The following is a 20,957-nucleotide window of genomic DNA, read 5'->3' on the forward strand; positions in this document are numbered from 1 at the left end:
TAAAAGAAGATGAACCCACTGAGCTTTACGTCAACCGAAACATGGCCTCATGGATGAAAAATGGGATGTGGGTGGCGGCGACGGGCCTGGCCGGCTGGTTCGTGGCGAAGGTGACGGGAAGATAAGAGAGAGCATTTTTACTGCTTGGAGCGGAACTACGGCGGTCGCTACCGAGAGATTAGGACGGCGCTGGCTGGCCGTCGAGAAAGAGTTGGAGTACTGCACCATCGCGAAAAAAAGACTGGAGGGAAACGGTTGACGAAAAGGGGGAAGGGCGGGGGCTCCACCCCTGCTTTTTTTATTTTGTTATATTTGTTATAAAGGTGTTATAAGAAAAGAAAAAAGGGTTTACGCTCATCTGCGTAAACCCTTGTTATTTCTTGGTGGGCGATACTGGATTCGAACCAGTGACCTCTTCCGTGTGAAGGAAGCGCTACTACCACTGAGCTAATCGCCCTTTTATTAAAATCCTATTGAATATCTTTAGCATATAATAACATAATATTACGATTTTCTAGTTCAAACTCAAATATCCATCACAATCACAACATCACAACTAATATTCTAACAAAGATTTTACACTATTTCTAAACCAATGTCAACAACTTACCTAACCCCCTAGGGCAACAACATTTACTTTTGGTTGATGAAGAGTCAGAATTAGGTAATGAATATACAAAAATTGAAAGATATAATGCTCCCAAGAAATAGGACCACCCCCTAAGAAAAAACGAGGGAAGGGAAAGTTGGGTAAAATAGCTCTAGAAAGAAGGAGCGATAAGATGAGGAAAAGACATAATGCAGATTTCAAGGCAAAGGTGGCAGGCAATTGATGCACTCCGTGAAGATCGAACACTGGCAGAACTTTCTAGCGAGTACGAAATTCACGTAAGCCAAATAACAACTTGGAAGAAGGAGTTGCAGAATCGAGCAAGTGAAATATTTGGCAAGAGTGTTTCAAAAGAAATAAAGGCAGCTAAAAGTGTGGGAGTAGAGCTTTATTGCCAGATTGGCCAACTCAAAATAGAAGTTGACTAGCTCAAAAAAAATCTACAGAAATGCAAGGAAGATAGGAGGAATTTCATCGAGCCCCAAAATGAGAATATATCTGTTTGTGCCAATGCATGTTATTAGGTGTAACCAGAAGCACATATTATTTTATGGAAGGGAACTCGCGCGATTTATACTAAAACATATTTAGGGCTCAAAAATGTTTCAGGGGGGCTTTGCCCCCCTGAATTTTATAAGTCCCGCTATAAACTCACTTCAGCTTTTAACTTTAGCGACCAATTCCCTGAAATCCGCCTCATCGAGGTCCCGTTTGACCTCCAGAGATTTGGCTTTGGCGAGATCGAGCAGCTCGCGCTCTTTTTCTTCAGGGATAGAGAGTCCCATTTTTCCGAGCCAATATTTCAGGTTGTCTTTGCCGCTTTTTTTGTCGAGATAGAGCACTGGCTCCTTCGCGCCGATCAGGTCATAATGATAGGGTAGCATGATCAGCGGATCTTCCTGCTTGGCGTTGCTCCAGAGGCTGGAGGGAAGCCCCGTGGACCAGCCGAAAAGCCGGTTCCCCACGATAGGCTTGTTGGGGGCGACGGGGAAGTTCGTCAGCTTGGCAACCAGCTCGGACAATTCCAACAGCTTTTCGAGCTTTAGGCCTGTCTTAACCCCGTAAAGGGCTTCAAGAGACACGACCAAGGGCTCCAGAGCAACGCTCCCGGCCCGCTCGCCGATTCCGTTGACCGCCACGTGGGCGACCGAGGCCCCTTCCTTCAGCGCGGCGATCGTGGAGGCCGTGCCAAGGTCGTAGTCGCTGTGGAAATGAGCTTCCACGTTGAAAGAAAAACGTTTCTTCAGCTTGCGAATCCGATCGGCCGCCCCCTCCGGGGAGAAGGTCCCGAAGGTGTCCACGAGGGCCAGAGAGTCGATATGCCCTTCTTTTGCCACCTTGTCCACGAAATCGATGAGGTACTCTAGGCGTGCGCGGGAGCCGTCCGCGGGGAAAAGCGTCACGTAAAGTCCCATATCATGCGCGGCCTTCGTGGCCTCGACGCAGGCCGCAGCAGCCTGTTCCGGAGTCCATCGTTTGCCGAACTTCAGCATTTCCTCGCTACCAATGATCTCGCAAATGACCCCGTCGACACCGAGGGACTTCGCAAGCTCCATATCTTTCGGCATGGCGCGGCAGAAACAGAAAATCTTCGCCTTGAGCCCCATCGACGCGATCTCTTTGATAGCCTGAGCGTCTTCTTCCGATGTGGCCGGGGTTCCAGCCTCAATACGATGGACTCCGACCTCGTCCAGTTTCTTCGCTATCGCGACTTTGTCCTGTAAATTCAGGACGATTCCCGCCTGCTGCTCGCCGTCCCGCAGGGTCGTGTCCAAGATCTCCACCTGCGGGACGAAATGAAACTCTTTCCGAACTTCCTCGTCGTAGTTCGACGGGGAGACCCACCATTTGCCTTTCTCGCTGTTTCCCATATTCAAAGACCTCCGTTTACGATAATCGAATGTGTTTATTGAGCCGACATGATCTTTTGGATCAAACTCTCCCCGTGCTTCGTGGTGTACGCGTCGTACACGGGTTTACAGAGGTCGATAAACGCCTGCTTGTCATCCGGAGAAAGATCGTTGACTGTGACACCTGCCTTTTCCAGCTCTTCCAGAAACTCAGAGTTCTGATTCTCGATGACGTCGCGCTGATAAGGCTTCGTCTCCTCCGCCACTTCGGAGATAATCTTCCGAATGTCCTCCGGCAGGCCTTCCCAATAGCTCTTGCTGATGATGAATGGGGCCGTCGTGTAGATGTGGCCGGTCAGGGACGTGTACTTCTGAACCTCGTAAAGTTTCGAGGTGACGATGACGCCAATGGGGTTTTCCTCCGCGTCCACCGTTCCCTGCTGCAAAGCCGTATAAAGTTCCGAGAAAGCCACCGGCGTCGGGTTCGCGCCCAGTAGGTTGAACGTCTGTACATGCAGAGGATTCTCCATCGTTCGGATCTTCAAACCCTTGAGGTCGGCTGGGGTCTGAATCGGGCCTCTGCTGTTCGTGATGTGTCGGTAACCAAGCTCGCCAGAGAAAAGAATGAGGATGTCATGCGGTTCGAGGTACTTATTGAACTCCTCTGTTAGAAATTCGTCATAAACCTTGTGAGCCGCTTCGCGCGTCTTGAAAATGAAGGGCAGGTCCATGATCGTCATGCGGTCGTCCAGCGTCAAAAGGCTTGATCCGCCGACCACGGCCATCTCTAGTGTTCCGATGCTGATGCCCTCTATGGCCTGGCGGTCGCTGCCGAGCTGGGCATTGGGATAGAGTTCCACCTTAACCCTGCCACCCGTCTTTTCCTCGATGTCTTTCTTGAACTTCTCGTTGAGCGCGATGTAACTTCCGTGGGATTCCGCTCCGATGAACGCCAGTCGGATCGTGTAGTCCTCCGCCAGGGCGGGAACCGCGCTCAATATCACCATCGCCGCTAAAGCCCACAATATCGCCTTTTTTGCCGTCTTCACCGCTTGCATTGCCTTCATTTCTAACACCGCCTTATATGGATTCAGGACAAAAAGCCAATACCTAAAGCACTCTGTTCGGAGCTTCGCCTTCAAGCAGAACAGTCTTCATCGTCCGAGCCGCGAACACCCGAATATCCCTTCCCGCGGCGTCCGAGCGCCACGCGGCGTGTGGCGTCACGATCAGGTTAGGAAGCGAAAAGAGAGGATCGTCGAACGACGGGGGCTCCGTTTCGAGAACGTCCGTCGCGGCCCCCTGTATCCACCCCTCGCTCAAGGCCCGATGCAAAGCCTTGCCATCTACGAGGCCGCCACGTGCCGTATTCACGAGAAAAGCACTTGGCTTCATCAGTCGTAGACGCTCTTCATTAAACATATGGTGAGTTGAATCCATCAGAGGGATATGGATAGATACCACGTCAGCTGTTTTGAGCAGCTCTTCCAGCGTACTAACAACCTTTATACCCAGGCGCTCCGTCGCGTCACGGTTGATAAACGGGTCATAAGCCATGATTTCTTTGAAAAAGGGCTTCGCTTTGGCCGCCACAACCTGAGCCATTCGCCCAAAGCCCGCCGTGGCGAACGTCAGTTCGTCAGCGCGACGGCTCTGAGGGGCTTTCAGCGAATTCCACACCTTGGCGTTGATGTCACTCATGTAGTACGTCATATTGCGGACAAGCATGAGAGCCATCGTCAAAGTATGGGTCGTCACCTCGTCGACGCAGTAGTCTGGAACGTTATACGCTTGAATGCCCTTTTCTTTCAGCGCGTCGAGGTCGAAGTTATCTACGCCCAGGCCCTGCCGCACGGCGACCTTGCATTTCTTCAGGCTTTCCACTACCGGCCTGTCGACCTCGGTGGTTAGGACGATCAGCCCATCCACATCGGGAAGCATCTTGCGAAAGGCTTCCTCATCCTTCCATGCCGGATTGACGATTTCGATGCCGCTTCCCTTAAAAACCTCGTCTTCCAAAGTGTGCTCGGAGTTGTTCAACATGCCATAAATTCCTACGGTGAAGTTTCCCGCCATGCTAACCACTGTCCTTTCTTGTTTTTATTTCTTGTTTTTATTTCTTATTTTTATTCTAATTTTTATTTCAAGATTGCTTTATTTAAAAAATTCCGGCAGGAACATGCTCAGAGCCGGGATGTAAGTCGTGAGCAACAAGGTGATCAACATGGCGATTAAGAACGACCAGATGAATTTCGCTATTTTCGCCACCGTCGTATCGGCCACCGCGGCGGCGACAAAAAGGTTGATGCCGTAAGGCGGCGTGCAGAACCCTATGGCCAGGTTGACGGTCATAATGACCCCGAAGTGGACGGGATCGAAACCCATCTTGGTGACGATGGGCAGGAGGATCGGAGAGAGGATGATGCAGGCAGAGATGTTGTCGACAAAACAGCCCACCATCAGCAAGAAAACGTTGATGATCATCATAATGACGAATGGCGAGTTCGAGACGGACAAAAGATAGTTGCCCACCATATTGGGAACTTGCTTCATCGTTATCAGGGTCGCGAACGAGGTGGAAAACGCCAGAGTGAACACGGTCGCGCCGGTGATAAGCCCGGTATCCTTCAGCGCCTCGTAAAGTTCTTTCAGCCCGATCTCGCGATAGACGGCCATCCCCACGAATAGCGAGTAAACACACCCTACCACCGCGGCCTCCGTCGGTGTGAAAATGCCTCCGTAGATGCCGCCCAGGATAATGACGGGCATGGCGAGCGCCCAGAGAGACTCCAGGAATGTTCCAATTTTCATGGTCCCGGTGGTTTCCCGCCCTTTGTAGCCATACTTTTTGGCCATGAAATAGTTGGCGATCATCAGTGAGATTCCCATGATAATGCCCGGAATGATTCCGGCCATGAACAAGTCCGCGATGGAAACCCCCGTGGTGACGGCGTAGATAACGAAGGGAATGCTGGGAGGAATGATGACGCCGATGGACCCGGCCGCCGCCGTTATCGCCGCGGCGTAGTTGACGTCGTATTTCTTCTCTTTCATGGCGGGAATGATAATGGTTCCAATGGCGGAGACCGTTGCCGGGCCGGAGCCGGAAATCGCAGCGAAGAACATGCACGCCACAGTCGTGACCATGCCGAGTCCTCCCGTGATTTTCCCGACTAGAGCATCAGCCAGGTCCAGAAGTCTTCGGGAAATACCCCCGAAAAACATCAGATTACCGGCTAAAACGAAGAAAGGAAGAGCCAGCAAAGGAAACGAATCCAGTCCCGCCACGGAATTCTGCGCGATGATTCTCACGTTGATGTTCGTCATCAGAGTGACGACGGTCGCGGTGGTGACGCCCAAGGCAATACCTATCGGCAGCCCGATCGCGAGCAAAACGATGAAACAACCCAACAAAACCAAGAGAAACATCAAACAGCCCTCCTTTTGGACGAAAGCAGTTTAGATGCCATCACCTGAACGAGCCGGAAAGACATAAGCGTACAGCCGAAGGGAACAGCGAGGTAGACCCAGCCCATTCGGATTTGCATGGCGGCGGAGATCGTTTTCCTCGAAAAAATGAGATTGGTCAACTCCGCGGAGTTTCGCGCCATGTAGAGAGCGAAAGAAAGCCACAGGATATGCGCTATCCAAAAGAGGATTTCTTGAACCACGCGGGGGCATAGCCCGACCACAATGTCGAGGTTGATGTGCTTCGAGTGTTTCGTGGCGAAACTGGCCGCGATCCATGCCTGCCAGATAAACAAGTATCGCGCGAGTTCTTCGCTCCAGTAAATCGAATTGCCAAATAAATTACGCAACACAACTTGTATGAAAAGCAACGTCACACTAAAAAAAAGCGTCGAAACCAGAAAAACTTCTTCAAACTTGTCGTCAATAAATCGGAGCACTTTCATCATGAAGTCGATCCTCCTTACTGAAATTTGAACTGAAATTTAACCAATGTCACACTCGGATACGGTAATCCGCGATAATGAAGCGCTTTCCGTCCCAGATGACGGGATTGAGGTCCAGTTCCTTGACGCGCGGCAGGTCTAGCAAAAGCCGCTCCAGCTTACTGATGACATCGATCAAGGCCTCCACATCGACGCCCTGCTTCCCCCGATAGCCCTCCAAAAGGGGCCAGCATCTCAGGGATTTCAGCATCTTTTCGGCGCGTCCTCGCCCAAAGGGAACATGGGCCGCGCTCACGTCCTTGTGAATCTCGACGCCTGTTCCGCCCGCCCCGACGAGTAGGACATGCCCCAGCACCGGATCGGAGTTCGCGCCCAAAATCAACTCCAGCCCTGACCCAACCTGTTCCTGAACCAAAACGCCACGCGCCCCCGGAAACTTTCTCATCAGGGCATCAATCGTCTCTCGAAGTTCGCTCTTGTCCCGCAGGTTCAGCACGACACCGCCAACGTCCGACTTGTGAACGATGTCAGGGTGCTCGATCTTCGCGACGACGGGATAGGCAAGCTCCAAATTCTCGCACTCCTCTCCAGAGCGGACGACCCCCGAACGCGCTACGGGTAGGCCATAAGCGGAAAGTAGGCTTTGGCACGCGCTAGAAGAAAGATATCCTGTTCTCGAAACGAGTTCGCGAATTTCCGCCATACGTTCGAGGGCTGGATCTTCCATTACGAACGTGGCCGCCGCGTCGGTGTCGGGTTTGTCCGCTTTCATTAACGCTAGGGCTTCCGCCGTCTGCTCAGGGTAGTCAAAGCAGGGGATGCCCCGCTCCCGCATGACGCGGCGTCCAGCAGCTCCGGCCGTCGGACCGAAGAAGCAGGACACGACAGGCAATGAAACCTCAGCGTTGAGCAGGGAATCGGCCGCGGCGGCCGCCACCGCTCCGGTATCCACTCCCGCGGGGGGGACGACCATCAAGACCAGAGCATCGTAGAGGCCGCTTTCGAGCATTGTTTTAACGGCGTTAGAGTAATGCTCCGGCGGAGCTGTGGCCACCAGATCCAGAGGGTTGGCGGTGGAGGCTTGGGGCATCAGGTTCAGCGCCAGTTCGTTGCGGAGAGCTTGAGGCATCAGGGGCAACTCGAACCCGGCGTCGCTAAGAGCATCAGCGATAAGAGTGCCCGGTCCTCCGGCGTTGCTGACAACCCCCACTCGCTTCCCGGAAAAGCGCGGCATCTTCGAGAGCGTGTCCGCGAGCAAAAACGCCTCTTCCAAAGTTTTCGCGCGTATGGCACCCGCCTTTTCGATCAGTTTTTCCGTGATGGCCGAATCGCCGGCGAGGCTGCCCGTGTGAGAACTAGCGGCCTGAGCTCCCGCCGCGGTTCGCCCCGATTTGACAACGATAACCGGTTTGGCGGCCGAGGCTTTTCCGACCACTCGGAGAAAACGTCCGGGGTCGGGGATCGTCTCCAGGTAGGCGAGGATCACCGAGGTGTTTTCGTCCTCCGCCATGAAAGGAAGCACGTCGTTGATTGTTACGTCGGGCTGATTCCCGGTGGAAACCACCATCGAAAAACCCACGCCCAGTCTCTCCGAAAAATCGATCAGAGCCGAACCTATCGCGCCACTCTGCGTGACGAAGGCGACGCGTCCTTTTTGAGGGGTGACCTGCAACATATTGGCGTTCAACGAGACGGATTCGTCCGTGTTGGAGAACCCCATGCAGTTTGGGCCCAAAAGGCGCATGTTGTAACGGCGAACCGTTTCCATCAAACGCCACTCCGCCTCTATTCCCTCTCCTCCGACTTCACGGAACCCCGCGGAGAGAACGACGACGGCTTTGACGCCCTTTTCCCCGCACTGGCGGACGATGTCGAGAACGGCATCGCTTGGAGCGGCGACGAGCGCCATCTCTGGAGTCTCCGGCAGTTCTGAGACGGAGGCGTAACCTTTTACCCCGTGAACGTCCTCACCCGCCCGGTTGACAACCCAAATTTTCCCCTTGAATTCTTGGTCCAGCACGTTTTTCAAGGCGGCGGCGCCCAAACCTGGACGGGAGGACGCTCCCACGACAACAACGCTTTGCGGGTACAAAAGGCTTTTTGCCGAACATTCGTGAAGAGGACGGTATTCTTCCCAGCTTTCAAATTTCACTCCCTTCGGTACTGGATCACCGTTGTAGTGCAAAAGCCCCTCTTCATTTAAGCTAAAATGCCCCTGAGCTAGTTCCAAAATCGTGCGCGCCCCTGTCAGGCGCCCTTGGTCGTTGACGGGTCCGAGGTAGCGTTTAACTCGCTCTTTTCCCTCCAGGCCGTCGCCCGCGTCGACGGGAACTCCCGGAGAAATCACCAGAATGGGGCCACCGTCGATAACGGGGGTAGCGAGGTAACTGCTGGCCCGAATCTCTTTCTCACCCCCGGAGAGAGTAGCCCCTACCCCGTCGGCTCCAGCGTAGGCTCTGCGCCCATCTTTCATAATCGAAAGATCGGCGGGGTGCACTCCGACCGTCAGAATACTTTTGGTGATAACATCAGTCGTTGCCCAAACGTACCCCGCCAAAAAGATCATGTCGGGACGGTAGGGACTCAATTTTTCGAGGATCAGGCGATCATATTCGGCGCGTACCGCGCGGTCTTTGAGCGGGACTCCTCGCTCGGCGTAAAAGCCCCGGATATCTTCCAATTCACACGGTATCCCCAGTTTATGGGCCGTTTCGACGCATTTCGCGCCGGGAGAATCGGAGAAAATCGCCACGACCTCAAAAGGACTTCCTTCCCATGTTTGTTCGAGTTCTTGTTGCAGTTCCAAGGCTTTCCACAGGGTATTCCCAGAGCCCGAAGCGAGCCCTGCCACCCGTAGCTTTCCGTGGACGGGGTTCCAGATAGGGACGATCAAGTCAACCACTCCTTCCAAAATTTAACGCCGTTTACCACTGGCCAGATGCGATTTTAAACTCATCCATAGGTGGAAACCTGAGGATTAAAGGGGAAATCAGGCCGATTCTCCTTGGATGTTTCGTGACAGATGTTGGTAAGCTCCGACGATGGACGCGAAATGATCCCTGGAAACTCGCGAGATGGCGTCCGCGTCACGGGACTTGAGCTTTTCCAGGATATTCTGGTGCTGAGTGAAGGCATTTTCCGCGATCATCGGAAAAAATGCTCTTTCCTGCTCGAAAAAACGAACGCGTTGAAGGCGGATGAGGCCGTCGAGTTCTCGTAGCCTTTGGACCATTATTTTATTGTCGTGAATAGAAAAGATTGTCATATGAAAGAGGTCGTTTTTCTGGATAATTTGGAAGTAGTCTTGTCCTTCGAGCAACGTTTGCGTTTCTTTGTTGATGGATTCCAGGAGGTCGAAGTCCAGCCTGTCGATGTAGGGTAAAAGGTTGTCCGAAATAAAAAAACGTAAAGCGCACTGGATTTCGAGAAAATCAGTAAACTCCTCCATGGTCAGAGCGCTGACGCTCCATCCGACACGGGGCTTGAAGACGACCAATCCCTCGCTTTCGAGACGTCCTAGCGCCTCGCGAACCGGGGTCTTGCTCGTGTCGAGAGTACGGGCCAACTCGTCCACATTGAGGCGCACGCCAGAAGGATAGGTGCCTTCGAGAATACGCTGACGCATTTCATTGCAAATGAGTTCTCCCACGCTTTGAATTTCCACCGGACCGGCTCCTATTCTATTGGTGTTTTTGTTTTTATCTTACTTTTATCCCTTGATGTTTTCTTTGGTTTCTTTTGGAGAATAAATATTCGAGAAAGATATCAGATATCGTATCTGATTTTTTGATTGACGAAAATAAGTTTACTCTATGGTGTGGAGATTGTCAAATCTACAATATCAAAATCAAACCATAATATCAAAATCAAACCATTTCCTTGGATAACAAGCGCTCCTTGGATAACAACCGCCAGCGGCTGAGGCGAGTTGACCCTGCCGCTGGCGTAATATTCAGACGTAGATTTTCAGAGAAGATCTCGCGGTTTTGGGAAAACTCCCCCCTTTCGACAGATACGCGACAGATACGCTCTCACGGGTTCACTATTTCCGGGTTTTCCTGTATTTCCGGATTTTCCTGCATTTCCTCCGGCATGGTGAGTTCGTCGCTGTTCTCCGGTGCTACTGCGGGAGCCCCCGCAACCGTCGGCGACGGAAGGACGAAGTCATCGCGCCCCGCCACCAGGAGCGGCAAGGAAAGCATCATGTCTTTCGAAAAGCCCGGGGTTATTTCTTTTTCGATGATTTTCTCCACCTCTTCGCCGAAGTCATCCATCACTTCGACCACTTCGACCTTGACCGTGAAACGAGGTCCCGTTGCCGCCGCTACGTCCCGGTCCCGCGGCATCAGTTCGATCAGCGGTCCTCCCGCCACGGACACCCTCACGAAAGTCAGCGCCCGAAAGTTTTGCCCACCGATTTCAACGGTTTTGTTATCGAGAAACACCTTGTGTTCCCGCCCGATATAGAAAAGCCACACGGAAAACAGCAGAATCAGGCACAATGCGATAAATCGCTGTAGCACGCGCATCATTTCGTCCTCTTTCCCGAGGGAGCTGCGCCTCGAAGGGCGCCGCGCGCCTCCATGCGATCACGGTGGCGCTTCCAGGCGTGAAGAACCAAGGCCATAGCGATGATGCCGTAGGATACAAACACTCGAAAGTACTCTCCTATCTGGGCCTGCCCCATCAGGTTTTTACCCGCCATCGGCGCGACGATGAACATCAGGTGGAACAGGATGACGCCCAGGAAAACGTTTCCGATCCTCGCGCGGGAGACGCTGGCCCCGCCGATGAGAAGGGCCGCAATGGAGAACATTCCCGCCTGGTCGTGGCTGTTGTAGGTGTTCAGCGTCCCCATGTTCTGGAGATAAATAACCTGTCCGTAACAGGCCAGCACCGTCGAGATGACGATGGCGATGACACGAGTGCGATCGACGGGGATCCCCGCCGAGTCCGCGACGGTCCTGTCTTGCCCGATCGCCCGCATGTCCTGCCCTAATTTCGTTCGGCGGAACCAGACGATGAAGAGGCAGAAAGCGGCAATGACGAGATAGGTCGCCGCGGGGACGCTCACAACGCCGAGGTGAAAGGTTCCGATGTCGAGGGGCCCAATTTCGAGCGGAATCAGTTTGTCCAGAATCGTGCGCAGCCCCATGAGGCTCACGGCGTTGCGGATGCCGTAACCGCGCGAAAGCACCAGGGCCGGATCCCCGATGGGAATCAGCCAGCCCATGAAGTAGAGCACCACGAGCTGGTAAGCGCCGTTGATAAAAAAGCCTAAGATGTAGGACGTCACCATCTCCTGCCCCTTAGCCCGGTTCAGGACGCTACCGCAGAGAAGTCCCAGCACCACGGCAATGGGTGTGCCGATGATCATCGCCAGGACGAGTCCGGGGATTCCCACAATGGCCCAGTCTGAAACGAAAATCAGACCGATCTGCCCCGCCATCGCACCCAGAACCATCCCGAAGTTCAGACCCATTCCCGCCATGACGGGAATCAGCAACGAGAGGATAAGAAAAGAATTGCGCCCGATACGTATCAGAAGCTCCTGAATCAGATACGTCGGTGAAAAGCCCGACAGGGGAATCGCCGCAGCCGAGATAAGAATGAAGATGATCGGCACGGCGGCGCTGGCAAAAAGTCCCGTCAATCTGTTTTTCCGCGCCATTATCGCTTCACCTGCACTTTCCGCGTCAGAGCGTAGAGAATCATGCCGTTACTGACGATGATGCGTATGACCTCCGACATGTCCGTCTGGAGGACGTTGTTGATGACGGCGGGAGTCATGGTCAGAACACCCTGAAACAGGAACGTCCCCACCAGCACGTTCCATATCGTGGCCTTGTTGACGGAAGCCCCGCCCAAAAGTATCGAGGCCACGGCGGGAAGCGCCATGTAGAAGGGACCCATATACAGTTGGAGAAAGCCGAAACTCTGCGCGTAAACGAGAATGCCTACGGCCCCCAGGATGGTTGATAGAACGACCGAGACGATTCTCATACGGTCCACATTGACGCCCGATGCGTGAGCGAACTCCGGGTTCGAACCCACGGCGGTCATGGCCGTTCCCGTCTTCGTCTTCATGAAGAACCATACGAGGAAACACATCGCCGCCAGAAACAGAAACGTCCCGACTGGGATGGCGAGATGGCCCGTTCTCACGGCCATAAAGTCGCTTAAAATATGCTGCCAGTAGCCGTTAACGCTGATGGTTGTACGCAGTCCGCTGCCGCCGTAGCCCCAGATCATCGTCGGGCTCTTATAGGGTAAAAGGAACCACGCGATACACATGAACGCCACGGAGGAAAAGCCCACGTAAGTGGCGATCATCATCTCGCTGCCCTTGACGCGGTTCAACAATTGGCCGTAACAGTACCCCAGCACGGCGGCGATGGGGGCGGCCAAGCCGATGGCGGTCGCGAAGCCGGCGACTCCACGCACACCCAGCTCAATAGAGAGCGTCGCGCCCAAAAGACCGGCGATGATACCCAACGGAAGCCCGAAGTTCAGACCACATCCAGCCTGAACCATCGGCACCATAGCCAGAACCAGAACCCCGTTCATGCCGAACCGTTCGAGGGTATTCGACAAAGACGTGGAGACCAGAACCCCAACAAAGGGGGCTGCGGTGAAAAGGGACAGGAGAAAAAGACCGATAATGAGTCGAGGCCATCCGACCGCGTCGATGAATTTTTTAACGTTTTTAGCGGGCATCCGAATCCCCCTCCGATTTTTCTCCCGGTTCGCCCATCATCAGAATACCGAACTCCTCGGCAGGACTGGACGCGGGGAGTATCCCCGCTATTCGTCCTTCGTCCACAACCGCCACACGGTCGCAGACGGCCCGAAGCTCCTCCAGTTCGGACGACGTGACGACGATGGTCGTCCCGTATTCTTCATTATGGCGGCGCAGCGTGTCGAGCACCAGCTCTTTGGCTCCCACGTCGATGCCCCGTGTCGGCTCGCAGACGAGCAGCAGTTTGGGTTTCAGGGCGAAAGCCTTCGCGAGGCAGACTTTTTGTTGATTACCGCCGGAAAGTTCCACTGCGCGCTGTCCAGGACCCGTGCATTTGATTTCGAGGCTTTCGATATAACGCCGCGTTTCCTCAGCGATGGCCTCGTCGTCGCGCAAAAGCAGCAATCCCCCCAGAAGCGGTTTCAGGAAGCGGTTTTGTACCTGCATAGCCGTGAACGTGACATTCCAGTCGATGCGTTCGTCCAACAGCAGGCCCACGCCTCGCCGGTCCTCGGAGACGAAGGCCATTCCGCTGTCCAGAGCTTCGCGGGGCGCACCCGGAGTGACGGGTTTCCCGAACAGCGTTACCTTGCCCCCCGCGGGAAACAGGCCCATGATGCCGTTGGGGATGCCCAGCTTTCCCTGACCCGCTAGGCCGCCGATTCCGAAAATTTCCCCCTTGTGAACGGTAAAGGAAACGTCCCGAACCGTTTCGCCGGGCATATCGACCCATAGGTTTTCGACCGACAGCGCTGCCTCCGGCTTTTCGTCAGGGGCGCGGCTGCGGCTCGCGGAAAACGCGCGTTCGGTGCCGACGTGGCGCCCCACCATCCACGAGGCGATCTCCCGCGGAGAACTCGTTTTGGCCGGAACTTCCCGAACGACTTTTCCGTCTCTCAGGACAATCAGTTTGTTGCAAAGTTCGATGACCTCGTGGAGGCGGTGGGAGATGAAGATGATCGCGATGCCGCCATCCGCCAGTCTGCGCAGGGCGTCGAGCAGGATGCGCGACTCCGTTTCCGTCAGCACGGCCGTCGGCTCGTCCAAGACGAGCAATCGCGTCGCGGTTCGGTCGATCTCGCGCGCGATTTCGACGAACTGCTTATAGCCGACGGGCATCTCCGAGGCTATTGTATCGACACCGATCTCTACCCCCAGCGTCTGAATGGCCTTCTGCGCACGGGCGTTCATGGCGGGACGGTTCAGCGTGGAGACGCGCTCACTGAAAATTTGTTCGAGGGGCGAGCGGTTCAGCTCTTCACGGTTGAGAAGGATATTCTCGGCGGCGGAAAAGCCGGGAATGAGGGAAAATTCCTGATGGACCATCCCCACACCCGCCTCCAGGGCGTCGAAGGGAGATTTGAAATCCGTTTTTTCACCGTCGATGAAAATGCCCCCTTCATAGCCTCCGGTACTGGCGATGACCGGCATTCCAAAAAGGATATTCATCAACGTGGACTTACCCGCGCCGTTCTCTCCAACGAGCCCCAGAATTTCCCCCTTGTTCAGGGAAAAATTGACGCCCGAAAGTACGCGGTTCCCAAAATACTCCTTGCCTATGTTTTCCAGTTTCAAGAGCGGCGCTTCAGGCAAGTGTTATCACCTCTTAACTTTTCAAATAGGGGTCGGGGATGAGTCTCCGACTGAAAAAAGAGAGAGGGAAATTCCCTCTCCCCTCCATAACTGTGTCGTGTCGGCGATTTTTTACTTACTTGCCGATGCTGTAATACTTATCGGGAACTTCGACGGAGGTCAGATCCAGATAGCCCTTGCCGAAGATGTAGGTATCCTGATAGACCAAACCGAACTTCCGGTTGCGCACGCCTGTCCCCGCGTCGATGTAGTAGCTGGCGTTCCATTTCGCGCCGGGGGTGTATTTGTTGTAGCAGTCCAGCAAATCTCTGATGCTGTCAAGCTTCGCTGTCCCTTCGACGATACGTTTGCCGAACTCGCCGAGGGCCGCGCTCTGCGTGTAACCGTAAGAGTAAGCCCAGGTTCCCATGCGACCGCTTCCGCCCGCCTCGATGACGGCCTGTTCGAGTTTCTTGAGGATCGCGGACCAGTCGCCCTTTTCACTGGAAAAATCGATGCCCAGGGCTCCGGGGTAGCCCATCAGGGGAGAGGGCAAGTCAGCCTCCACAAAACTGCCGCCCAGCGCCGCGATGCGGTTCAGCAAGGGTTCAGTGTGGGCGTTGTTCGTGCAGAAGAAGGCGGCGTCGGAGCCGTATTTTTCGAGCCACGCTGCCACGTTTTCGAGGATGAACTGTTGCGCGCCAGCCACGCCCACGTCGGTCGTCGGGTCGGGAGCTGTCTCGAAGACGAACTTGATCCCCAGGTCTTTACAGGCCTCTTCCATGATGGCGCGGCGGCGCCCCAGCGTTTCGTAGCTCATGTGGCGCGGGAAGGAGATGTGGACGAAGGTTTTTGCGCCCAGTTTCTGGGCTCCCAGGGGAATCGTGTAGCCGCGCGAAATATTGTCAGTGTTGACCGCAAGGTCGGCCACCGATGTGATAACGCCGGGGTCTTCGTGGGCTTCGCCCGCCAGAAGAAGGATGTCCGGGCGTCTCTCGCGGATGCGGCGGAACCCTTCCGTCGTTCCAGGAACCGCCTCGTTCACCACGACGACCTTCATTTTCGGATCGTCTGCGAGGCCGGCAAGTTGGCTGATGGTCGTCTCCATCTCCGACATGAACTGGTCGGGGTAGGTAAGGTGCGTAATCATCCCGCCGTCGGACGTGCTGCCGTACTCCTCAATCAGGCGCTCCGCTCCCCGTAAATTGTCCTCGGACTGGGAAACGGTGCTCGTCATGATGCCGATGTGAAACTCCGCCTCGGCCGCCCAAGCCGCGCAAGCCGTTAGCGCGCATATTACCACAAGAACCGCGATCAAACTGAACTTTTTCATCTGCAAGCCTCCTATAAAAAAATAATTGAGAACAAAACGGAGAATAAACGCAAAAACAAATGATTGAGGAAATAATGGAGGATTTGCAATCTGCTCTCGTTTTTCTCAGTATCATATTTTATCACTATTAAAGATTGATCCCAAGCTATCGAGAATTAAAGCACTAACAGTAGTTGGCGATCCTCGGCGGGCATACGGGAATCTTTGTCACAAGCTTGAGGACATAATCATCATAATCAGCAAAATCCTCGGTTTGCTATCAAGAATTTGTCTGGGAGAGGATTTTGCCGATATGGAGCAGTATGGAGAAGTCCGGCAAGGAACGGAAAGAATGACTGTGTGATTTTCTCGATTTGCCCAATGGAATACTGGACAGGAACACATTCCGGCGCGTTTTTGAGGGCTTAAACCCGACGAGTTATCGAAGTTCCTCAACAACTGGATTGGAGGGAGTCGTCAACCTGGCTCCGTTATTTCATCACCTCGCTAACAGACATAAAAGACTTTGCGTATGCGGTCAGGAAACATTGATCGATAGAGAACCAGCTTCACTGGTGTCTGGACGTGATCTTTCACGAGGATTCTGCGAGAGCGCGTAAAGGCAATTCACCGCTGAACATGAATGTTTTGAACATGAATGTTTTACGGAAAACCGCGCTGTTTTTGACTAGGAATGCCTGCCTCGGATGCAAACAGCTCGGGGTCAGAAAAAAGATGCTCAAAGCCGCTCTCAACAAAACCGTTCTTAACAAAGCTGTTCTTAACAAAGCTGCTCTTAACAAAGCCGCTCTTAACCAGGATGTATTCAGGATGTATTGTCGAAGATTCTTTTTACTCGAAAGTAAATGCTGTTGCCCTGATTAAATCTTTGATGTATATTATCTTCTGAACGCTCGGGTAACTCTTGTCAATCATATCTCTAATCTGCTCGAAAATGTCTGACACGTGGCTTAGAGACGGACAAAATACCGTGTCTATATTTTGCTCGGCAATTACGTCCGGTGTTTGAATTTTTTGTTCAAGCCCTCTTGTAGGTAAACCGTTAGGGGCAATATTAATCAAGTATACTTTCTCCGATTTGATAAAATCTTCTGAAATACTGTTTAGCAATTCTAGAGAACGCTTTGTTGCAGGCCAAACAGCGATTTTTTGGCAGTCAGTGAGCAAATTTTCCAAATTCGCTTTGAATCGATGTGTATCAAATTCACCAAACTTGTTGGCTAAACCGCCATACCTCTCTCCATACATAATTCTAAACAATTCGAGCTGATGTACCGTTTGCCAGTAATTCTCATCGCTCAATTTTGATACGTTTATTTGCGGACAGCCGCCTTTCAAGTATTGAACAGGGTCTGAGATAATCCCACGCTCGATAGCTGTTTTGTATAAATGACTGCCCGGGAATGTGATAATCCAACCCAAGCGAATATTGTACTCGGGATGACTGACGCGCCAGTCAAGCGAATTTTTAATAGTTTCAGCAGTTTCTTCCAGGTCACCGAAAATAAGGTTCCCGTATGCCTCTAACCCCGCTTGTTTTGCCGCCTCGAACGCCGCGTCTATTTGCTCGACAGTGATATTTTTGCACATACTTTTGAGAATCGAGTTGTCCGCGCTTTCCACGCCGTAAGATATCGTGTAACAACCCGCGTCTTTCAACTTTGAAAGTATTTCAAAGGAAACAGTATCGACGCGGGTTTGAGCCCACCAAGTTAAGTTATACGGTTTGATTCTCTCGCAAAATTCAGTTATGAGTTTCGCGTTGCTGATAAACAGTTCGTCCGCAAATGTAAAACGGGTAAGTTTGTATTTCGCAATCAGCCAATCAAGTTCTTCAAATACATTATCAAGCGAACGGCGACGATATTTTTTACCGCTTGAATGGAAACAAAACGTGCAGTTATATGGGCAACTGCGGCTAATTGCGACATTTGTCGTTAAAGTCGCAAGACCGTCTGTATCGTACAAACCGTCGCGCATTAAAAACTCAAATTCAAAACCGTCATAATCGGGGAACGGCAGACAATCAAGATTAGTGATCTCGCCTCGGGGGAGGGGAAGGGAGGGGAGGAGGACATCAGACTTTATCACAACACCGCGTATTCTCGCGCTATCTGCGTTTGTTTCAATCGCGTGCGCCAATTCGTTGACGGTTATCTCACCCTCGCCGATAACGCCGTAGTCGGCAGTCTCCAACGCCTGCATCGCAACGAGCGGGTCGGCGGTTATTATCCCACCGCCACATATTGTGATTATATTTGTATCAACCGACTTTGCCGTATCAAAAATTTCTTTTAATATTGCGTACTGTCCGCTCAGTCCGCCGGACAAAACGACATCTATACTGTCGTCGATTATAAAATTTCGCAAATATTCAAGATGATTGTGTTTATAGTTGAGATTGAGCGTGAACACGTTACGACCGGTCGCTTTCAGCGCGGAGGACACTATACAAAGCCCATACGGAAACTGATACGACGTATCATCGCGCTCAACCATTCGCGGCATAACAATCAAATAGTTCAGCCGCTTGCCGTCTTTCTCTGGAAGTTTTACCATATCGAGAAATTCTTGAGTGATATGCTTCGGCATATTTTTAGTCATAACAGTTTTTTCTCATTATTGGTCAAGTAAATCTTTAATCGTTACGACTCGTTTTACCGACGGATACAAGTCGTCAATCATCGTGGTAATTTCGCTCAATACGGTTGATTTGAGCTGCGGAAAAGCGTAAAGTACCGTCTCAATTTGATTGTCCTCTATAACTTGCGGGAGTAATATCGGTTTTCCCGTAATTTCAAATACGCCCTTGCTATGCTCCTGGTGGGGGTTGACGTTTACGAGAAACGTGTTCGGGTGCGCGACAAACTCCGGCGATATTCTGTTCAGCATTTCCGCGACTGTCAGAATTGTCGGCCAAACGGCAACTTTCCCCGACGCGCATAAGTCCGTCAGTTTTTTCGTGAGAACGCCGGAATCGAAGGCTTCAATGTCAACGTCTATTCCCGCGCCGCACAGCCAATAGAACAACTCGACGTTGATGACCATATCCCAGTATTCTTTGTCGGGCATTTTGCTGACGTTAATCTGCATACGATTGTCTTTGAGATACTTTACAGGGTCAGTTATTATTCCGCGCTCGATTGCGGTTTTGTACAAATGACTGCCGGGGAATGTGTATATCCAGGAAAGATCGATAGTCCAATTCTGACGCGCTTTCCACCAGTTGAGCGAATGAACAATCGTCTCGCGGGTCTCTTCCAAATCGCCGAAAATGAGGTTGCCTTGCACCTCTAAATCCGCTTGTTTTGCCGCCTCGAACGCCGCGTCTATTTGCTCAACAGTGATATTCTTGCGCATACTTTTGAGAATCGAGTTGTCCGCGCTTTCCACTCCGAAAAGTATTACGCAACAACCCGCGTCTTTCAACCTTGAAAGTATTTCAACGGAAACAGTATCGACGCGAGTTTGAGCCCACCAAGTCAAGTTATACGGTTTGATTCTCTCGCAAAATTTGGTTATGAGTTCCGCGTTGCCAATAAACAATTCGTCCGCAAATGTAAAACGGGTAAGTTTGTATTTTGCAATCAGCCAATCAAGTTCCTCAAATACATTATCAAACGAACGGCGGCGATATTTTTTACCACTTGAATGGAAACAAAAGGTGCAGTTGTATAGGCAACTGCGGCTAATTACGACATTTGTCGCTATAGTTCTAAAACGGGCCGAATTATACAAGCCGTCGCGCGTCAAAAGTTCAATTTCAAAACCGTCATAATCGGGGAACGGCAGGCAATCAAGATCGGTAATCTCGCCTCGAGGAGGGGAGACGTCAGACTTTGTCACGACACCGCATATTCTCGCGCTATCCGCGTTTGTTTCAATCGCATACGCCAATTCGTTGACGGTTAACTCACCTTCGCCGATAACGCCGTAGTCGGCGGTCTCCAAGGCTTGCATCGCAACGAGCGGGTCGGCGGTTATTATCCCGCCGCCACATATTGTAACTATATCTATATCAACCGACTTTGCAGTATCGAAAACTTCTTTTAATATTGCATACTGTCCGCTCAGTCCTCCGGATAAAACGACATCTATACTGTTGTCGATTACAAAATTTCGCAAATGTTCAAGATGATTGTGTTTAGAGTTGAGATTAAGCGTGAACACGTTACGACCGCTCGCTTTCAGCGCGGATGACACTATACAAAGCCCATATGGAAACTGATATGACCTATCATCGCACTCAACCATTCGCGGCATAACAAGCAAATAGTTCAGCCGCTTGCCGTCTTTCTCTGGAAGTTTTACCATATCGAGGAATTCTTGAGTGATATGCTTCGGCATATTTTTAGTCATAACGGTTCCTCCATTTTTGAAATCAGATTTTGAAATCAGATTTTGAAATCAGAACTTCCCGCTTGCTGTCCAAAACGTCCATCTCGAAAACGTCCATCTCGTTTGAACAATCGTCCGGGGCGCAACAGTTCTCGTATTTCGGAAGCGTTTGTATCCGCAGCGAAGGGGACTTACAGGCTGAGCGTGTTCGACGTACATTCGGTCACATATATCGCTAAACATTTTATAAAACTGCTCCTCGCCGCCGGTTAACGCAACGTCCATAACCTTGACGAACAGTTTGTTCGAACTCATGAAGTTCCCGGCTTGCTTCTTCTTTTCGAGAGCAATCTATCAAACATGAAATCCGCCCTCCTGAGCTTGAACAATTACGATAAAAAAGCGACCTCGTTAAGGCACGTGAATACACGCCCAAACGAAGCCGCAATAGTTATTGTATCAAAGAGAAAAAGAACTTTTAAGAGAAGAAAATAATGCTTGTTGCTTGTTGCTTGTTGCTTGTTGCTTGTTGCTTGTTGCTTGTTGCTTGTTGCTTGTTGCTTGTTGCTTGTTGCTTGTTGCTTGTTGCTTGTTGCTTGTT

Annotated in this window: 16 protein-coding genes, 1 tRNA gene and 1 pseudogene; 3 read left to right on the top strand and 15 right to left on the bottom strand. The window is 52.0% G+C overall.

Going from position 1 to position 20,957, the window contains the following annotated elements:
• Positions 1-67 precede the first annotated feature (67 nt).
• A complete protein-coding gene (locus LBJ36_02975) occupies positions 68-259 on the top strand; it encodes a site-specific DNA-methyltransferase (protein MDR1377995.1) in 192 nt (63 codons plus the stop codon).
• Between the two features lie 122 nt (positions 260-381).
• On the opposite strand, the gene LBJ36_02980 is transcribed toward LBJ36_02975, so the two are convergent.
• A tRNA-Val gene (locus tag LBJ36_02980) sits at positions 382-457 on the bottom strand.
• Positions 458-798: 341 nt separating this feature from the next.
• On the opposite strand from LBJ36_02980, the gene LBJ36_02985 reads away from it, so the two are divergent.
• Positions 799-1,038 carry a hypothetical protein gene (locus LBJ36_02985; GenBank protein MDR1377996.1) on the top strand — a complete coding sequence of 80 codons (240 nt, stop codon included), beginning with the start codon at positions 799-801 and terminating at the stop codon, positions 1,036-1,038.
• A 228-nt stretch (positions 1,039-1,266) separates the two neighbouring features.
• On the opposite strand, the gene LBJ36_02990 is transcribed toward LBJ36_02985, so the two are convergent.
• From LBJ36_02990 to LBJ36_03045, 12 genes are all read right to left on the bottom strand, one after another.
• Positions 1,267-2,481 (bottom strand): hypothetical protein, encoded by a 1,215-nt coding sequence (locus tag LBJ36_02990; protein ID MDR1377997.1) that lies wholly within the window; start codon positions 2,479-2,481, stop codon positions 1,267-1,269.
• A gap of 35 nt (positions 2,482-2,516) precedes the next feature.
• On the bottom strand, positions 2,517-3,527 hold the full coding sequence (locus LBJ36_02995) for a DctP family TRAP transporter solute-binding subunit (protein MDR1377998.1): 1,011 nt from the start codon (positions 3,525-3,527) through the stop codon (positions 2,517-2,519).
• A gap of 43 nt (positions 3,528-3,570) precedes the next feature.
• The gene (locus LBJ36_03000) at positions 3,571-4,536 is read right to left on the bottom strand and encodes a C-terminal binding protein (GenBank protein MDR1377999.1); all 966 of its coding nucleotides are present in this window, start codon (positions 4,534-4,536) and stop codon (positions 3,571-3,573) included.
• A 78-nt stretch (positions 4,537-4,614) separates the two neighbouring features.
• Positions 4,615-5,889 carry a TRAP transporter large permease gene (locus LBJ36_03005; GenBank protein ID MDR1378000.1) on the bottom strand — a complete coding sequence of 425 codons (1,275 nt, stop codon included), beginning with the start codon at positions 5,887-5,889 and terminating at the stop codon, positions 4,615-4,617.
• Entirely contained in the window at positions 5,889-6,377 is a 489-nt protein-coding gene (locus tag LBJ36_03010) for a TRAP transporter small permease (protein MDR1378001.1), read from the bottom strand. Before LBJ36_03010 ends, LBJ36_03005 begins: the two co-directional genes overlap by 1 nt.
• A 46-nt stretch (positions 6,378-6,423) precedes the next feature.
• The gene (locus LBJ36_03015) at positions 6,424-9,267 is read right to left on the bottom strand and encodes an acetate--CoA ligase family protein (GenBank protein ID MDR1378002.1); all 2,844 of its coding nucleotides are present in this window, start codon (positions 9,265-9,267) and stop codon (positions 6,424-6,426) included.
• Positions 9,268-9,363: 96 nt separating this feature from the next.
• Positions 9,364-10,038: a GntR family transcriptional regulator gene (locus LBJ36_03020; GenBank protein ID MDR1378003.1), complete on the bottom strand. Its 675-nt coding sequence runs from the start codon at positions 10,036-10,038 to the stop codon at positions 9,364-9,366.
• Between the two features lie 367 nt (positions 10,039-10,405).
• Positions 10,406-10,906, bottom strand: a complete 501-nt coding sequence (locus LBJ36_03025; protein MDR1378004.1) for a hypothetical protein — start codon at positions 10,904-10,906, stop codon at positions 10,406-10,408.
• Entirely contained in the window at positions 10,903-12,045 is a 1,143-nt protein-coding gene (locus LBJ36_03030) for an ABC transporter permease (protein ID MDR1378005.1), read from the bottom strand. Before LBJ36_03030 ends, LBJ36_03025 begins: the two co-directional genes overlap by 4 nt.
• Positions 12,045-13,091, bottom strand: a complete 1,047-nt coding sequence (locus LBJ36_03035) for an ABC transporter permease (protein ID MDR1378006.1) — start codon at positions 13,089-13,091, stop codon at positions 12,045-12,047. Before LBJ36_03035 ends, LBJ36_03030 begins: the two co-directional genes overlap by 1 nt.
• Positions 13,081-14,706, bottom strand: coding sequence for a sugar ABC transporter ATP-binding protein (locus LBJ36_03040; protein ID MDR1378007.1), 1,626 nt, complete (start codon positions 14,704-14,706; stop codon positions 13,081-13,083). Before LBJ36_03040 ends, LBJ36_03035 begins: the two co-directional genes overlap by 11 nt.
• A gap of 115 nt (positions 14,707-14,821) precedes the next feature.
• Positions 14,822-16,018 (bottom strand): DUF3798 domain-containing protein, encoded by a 1,197-nt coding sequence (locus tag LBJ36_03045; GenBank protein MDR1378008.1) that lies wholly within the window; start codon positions 16,016-16,018, stop codon positions 14,822-14,824.
• A 519-nt stretch (positions 16,019-16,537) separates the two neighbouring features.
• Here LBJ36_03045 and LBJ36_03050 point away from each other — a divergent pair.
• A pseudogene (locus LBJ36_03050) lies at positions 16,538-16,678 on the top strand (ISAs1 family transposase).
• 171 nt (positions 16,679-16,849) lie between these two features.
• Here the strand turns inward: LBJ36_03050 and LBJ36_03055 are convergent.
• Positions 16,850-18,622: a radical SAM protein gene (locus LBJ36_03055; GenBank protein MDR1378009.1), complete on the bottom strand. Its 1,773-nt coding sequence runs from the start codon at positions 18,620-18,622 to the stop codon at positions 16,850-16,852.
• A gap of 15 nt (positions 18,623-18,637) precedes the next feature.
• Positions 18,638-20,377 (bottom strand): B12-binding domain-containing radical SAM protein, encoded by a 1,740-nt coding sequence (locus tag LBJ36_03060; protein ID MDR1378010.1) that lies wholly within the window; start codon positions 20,375-20,377, stop codon positions 18,638-18,640.
• Positions 20,378-20,957 lie beyond the last annotated feature (580 nt).

The organism is Synergistaceae bacterium (genome assembly GCA_031267575.1).
In the GTDB taxonomy this organism is placed as follows: Bacteria; Synergistota; Synergistia; order Synergistales; family Aminobacteriaceae; genus JAIRYN01.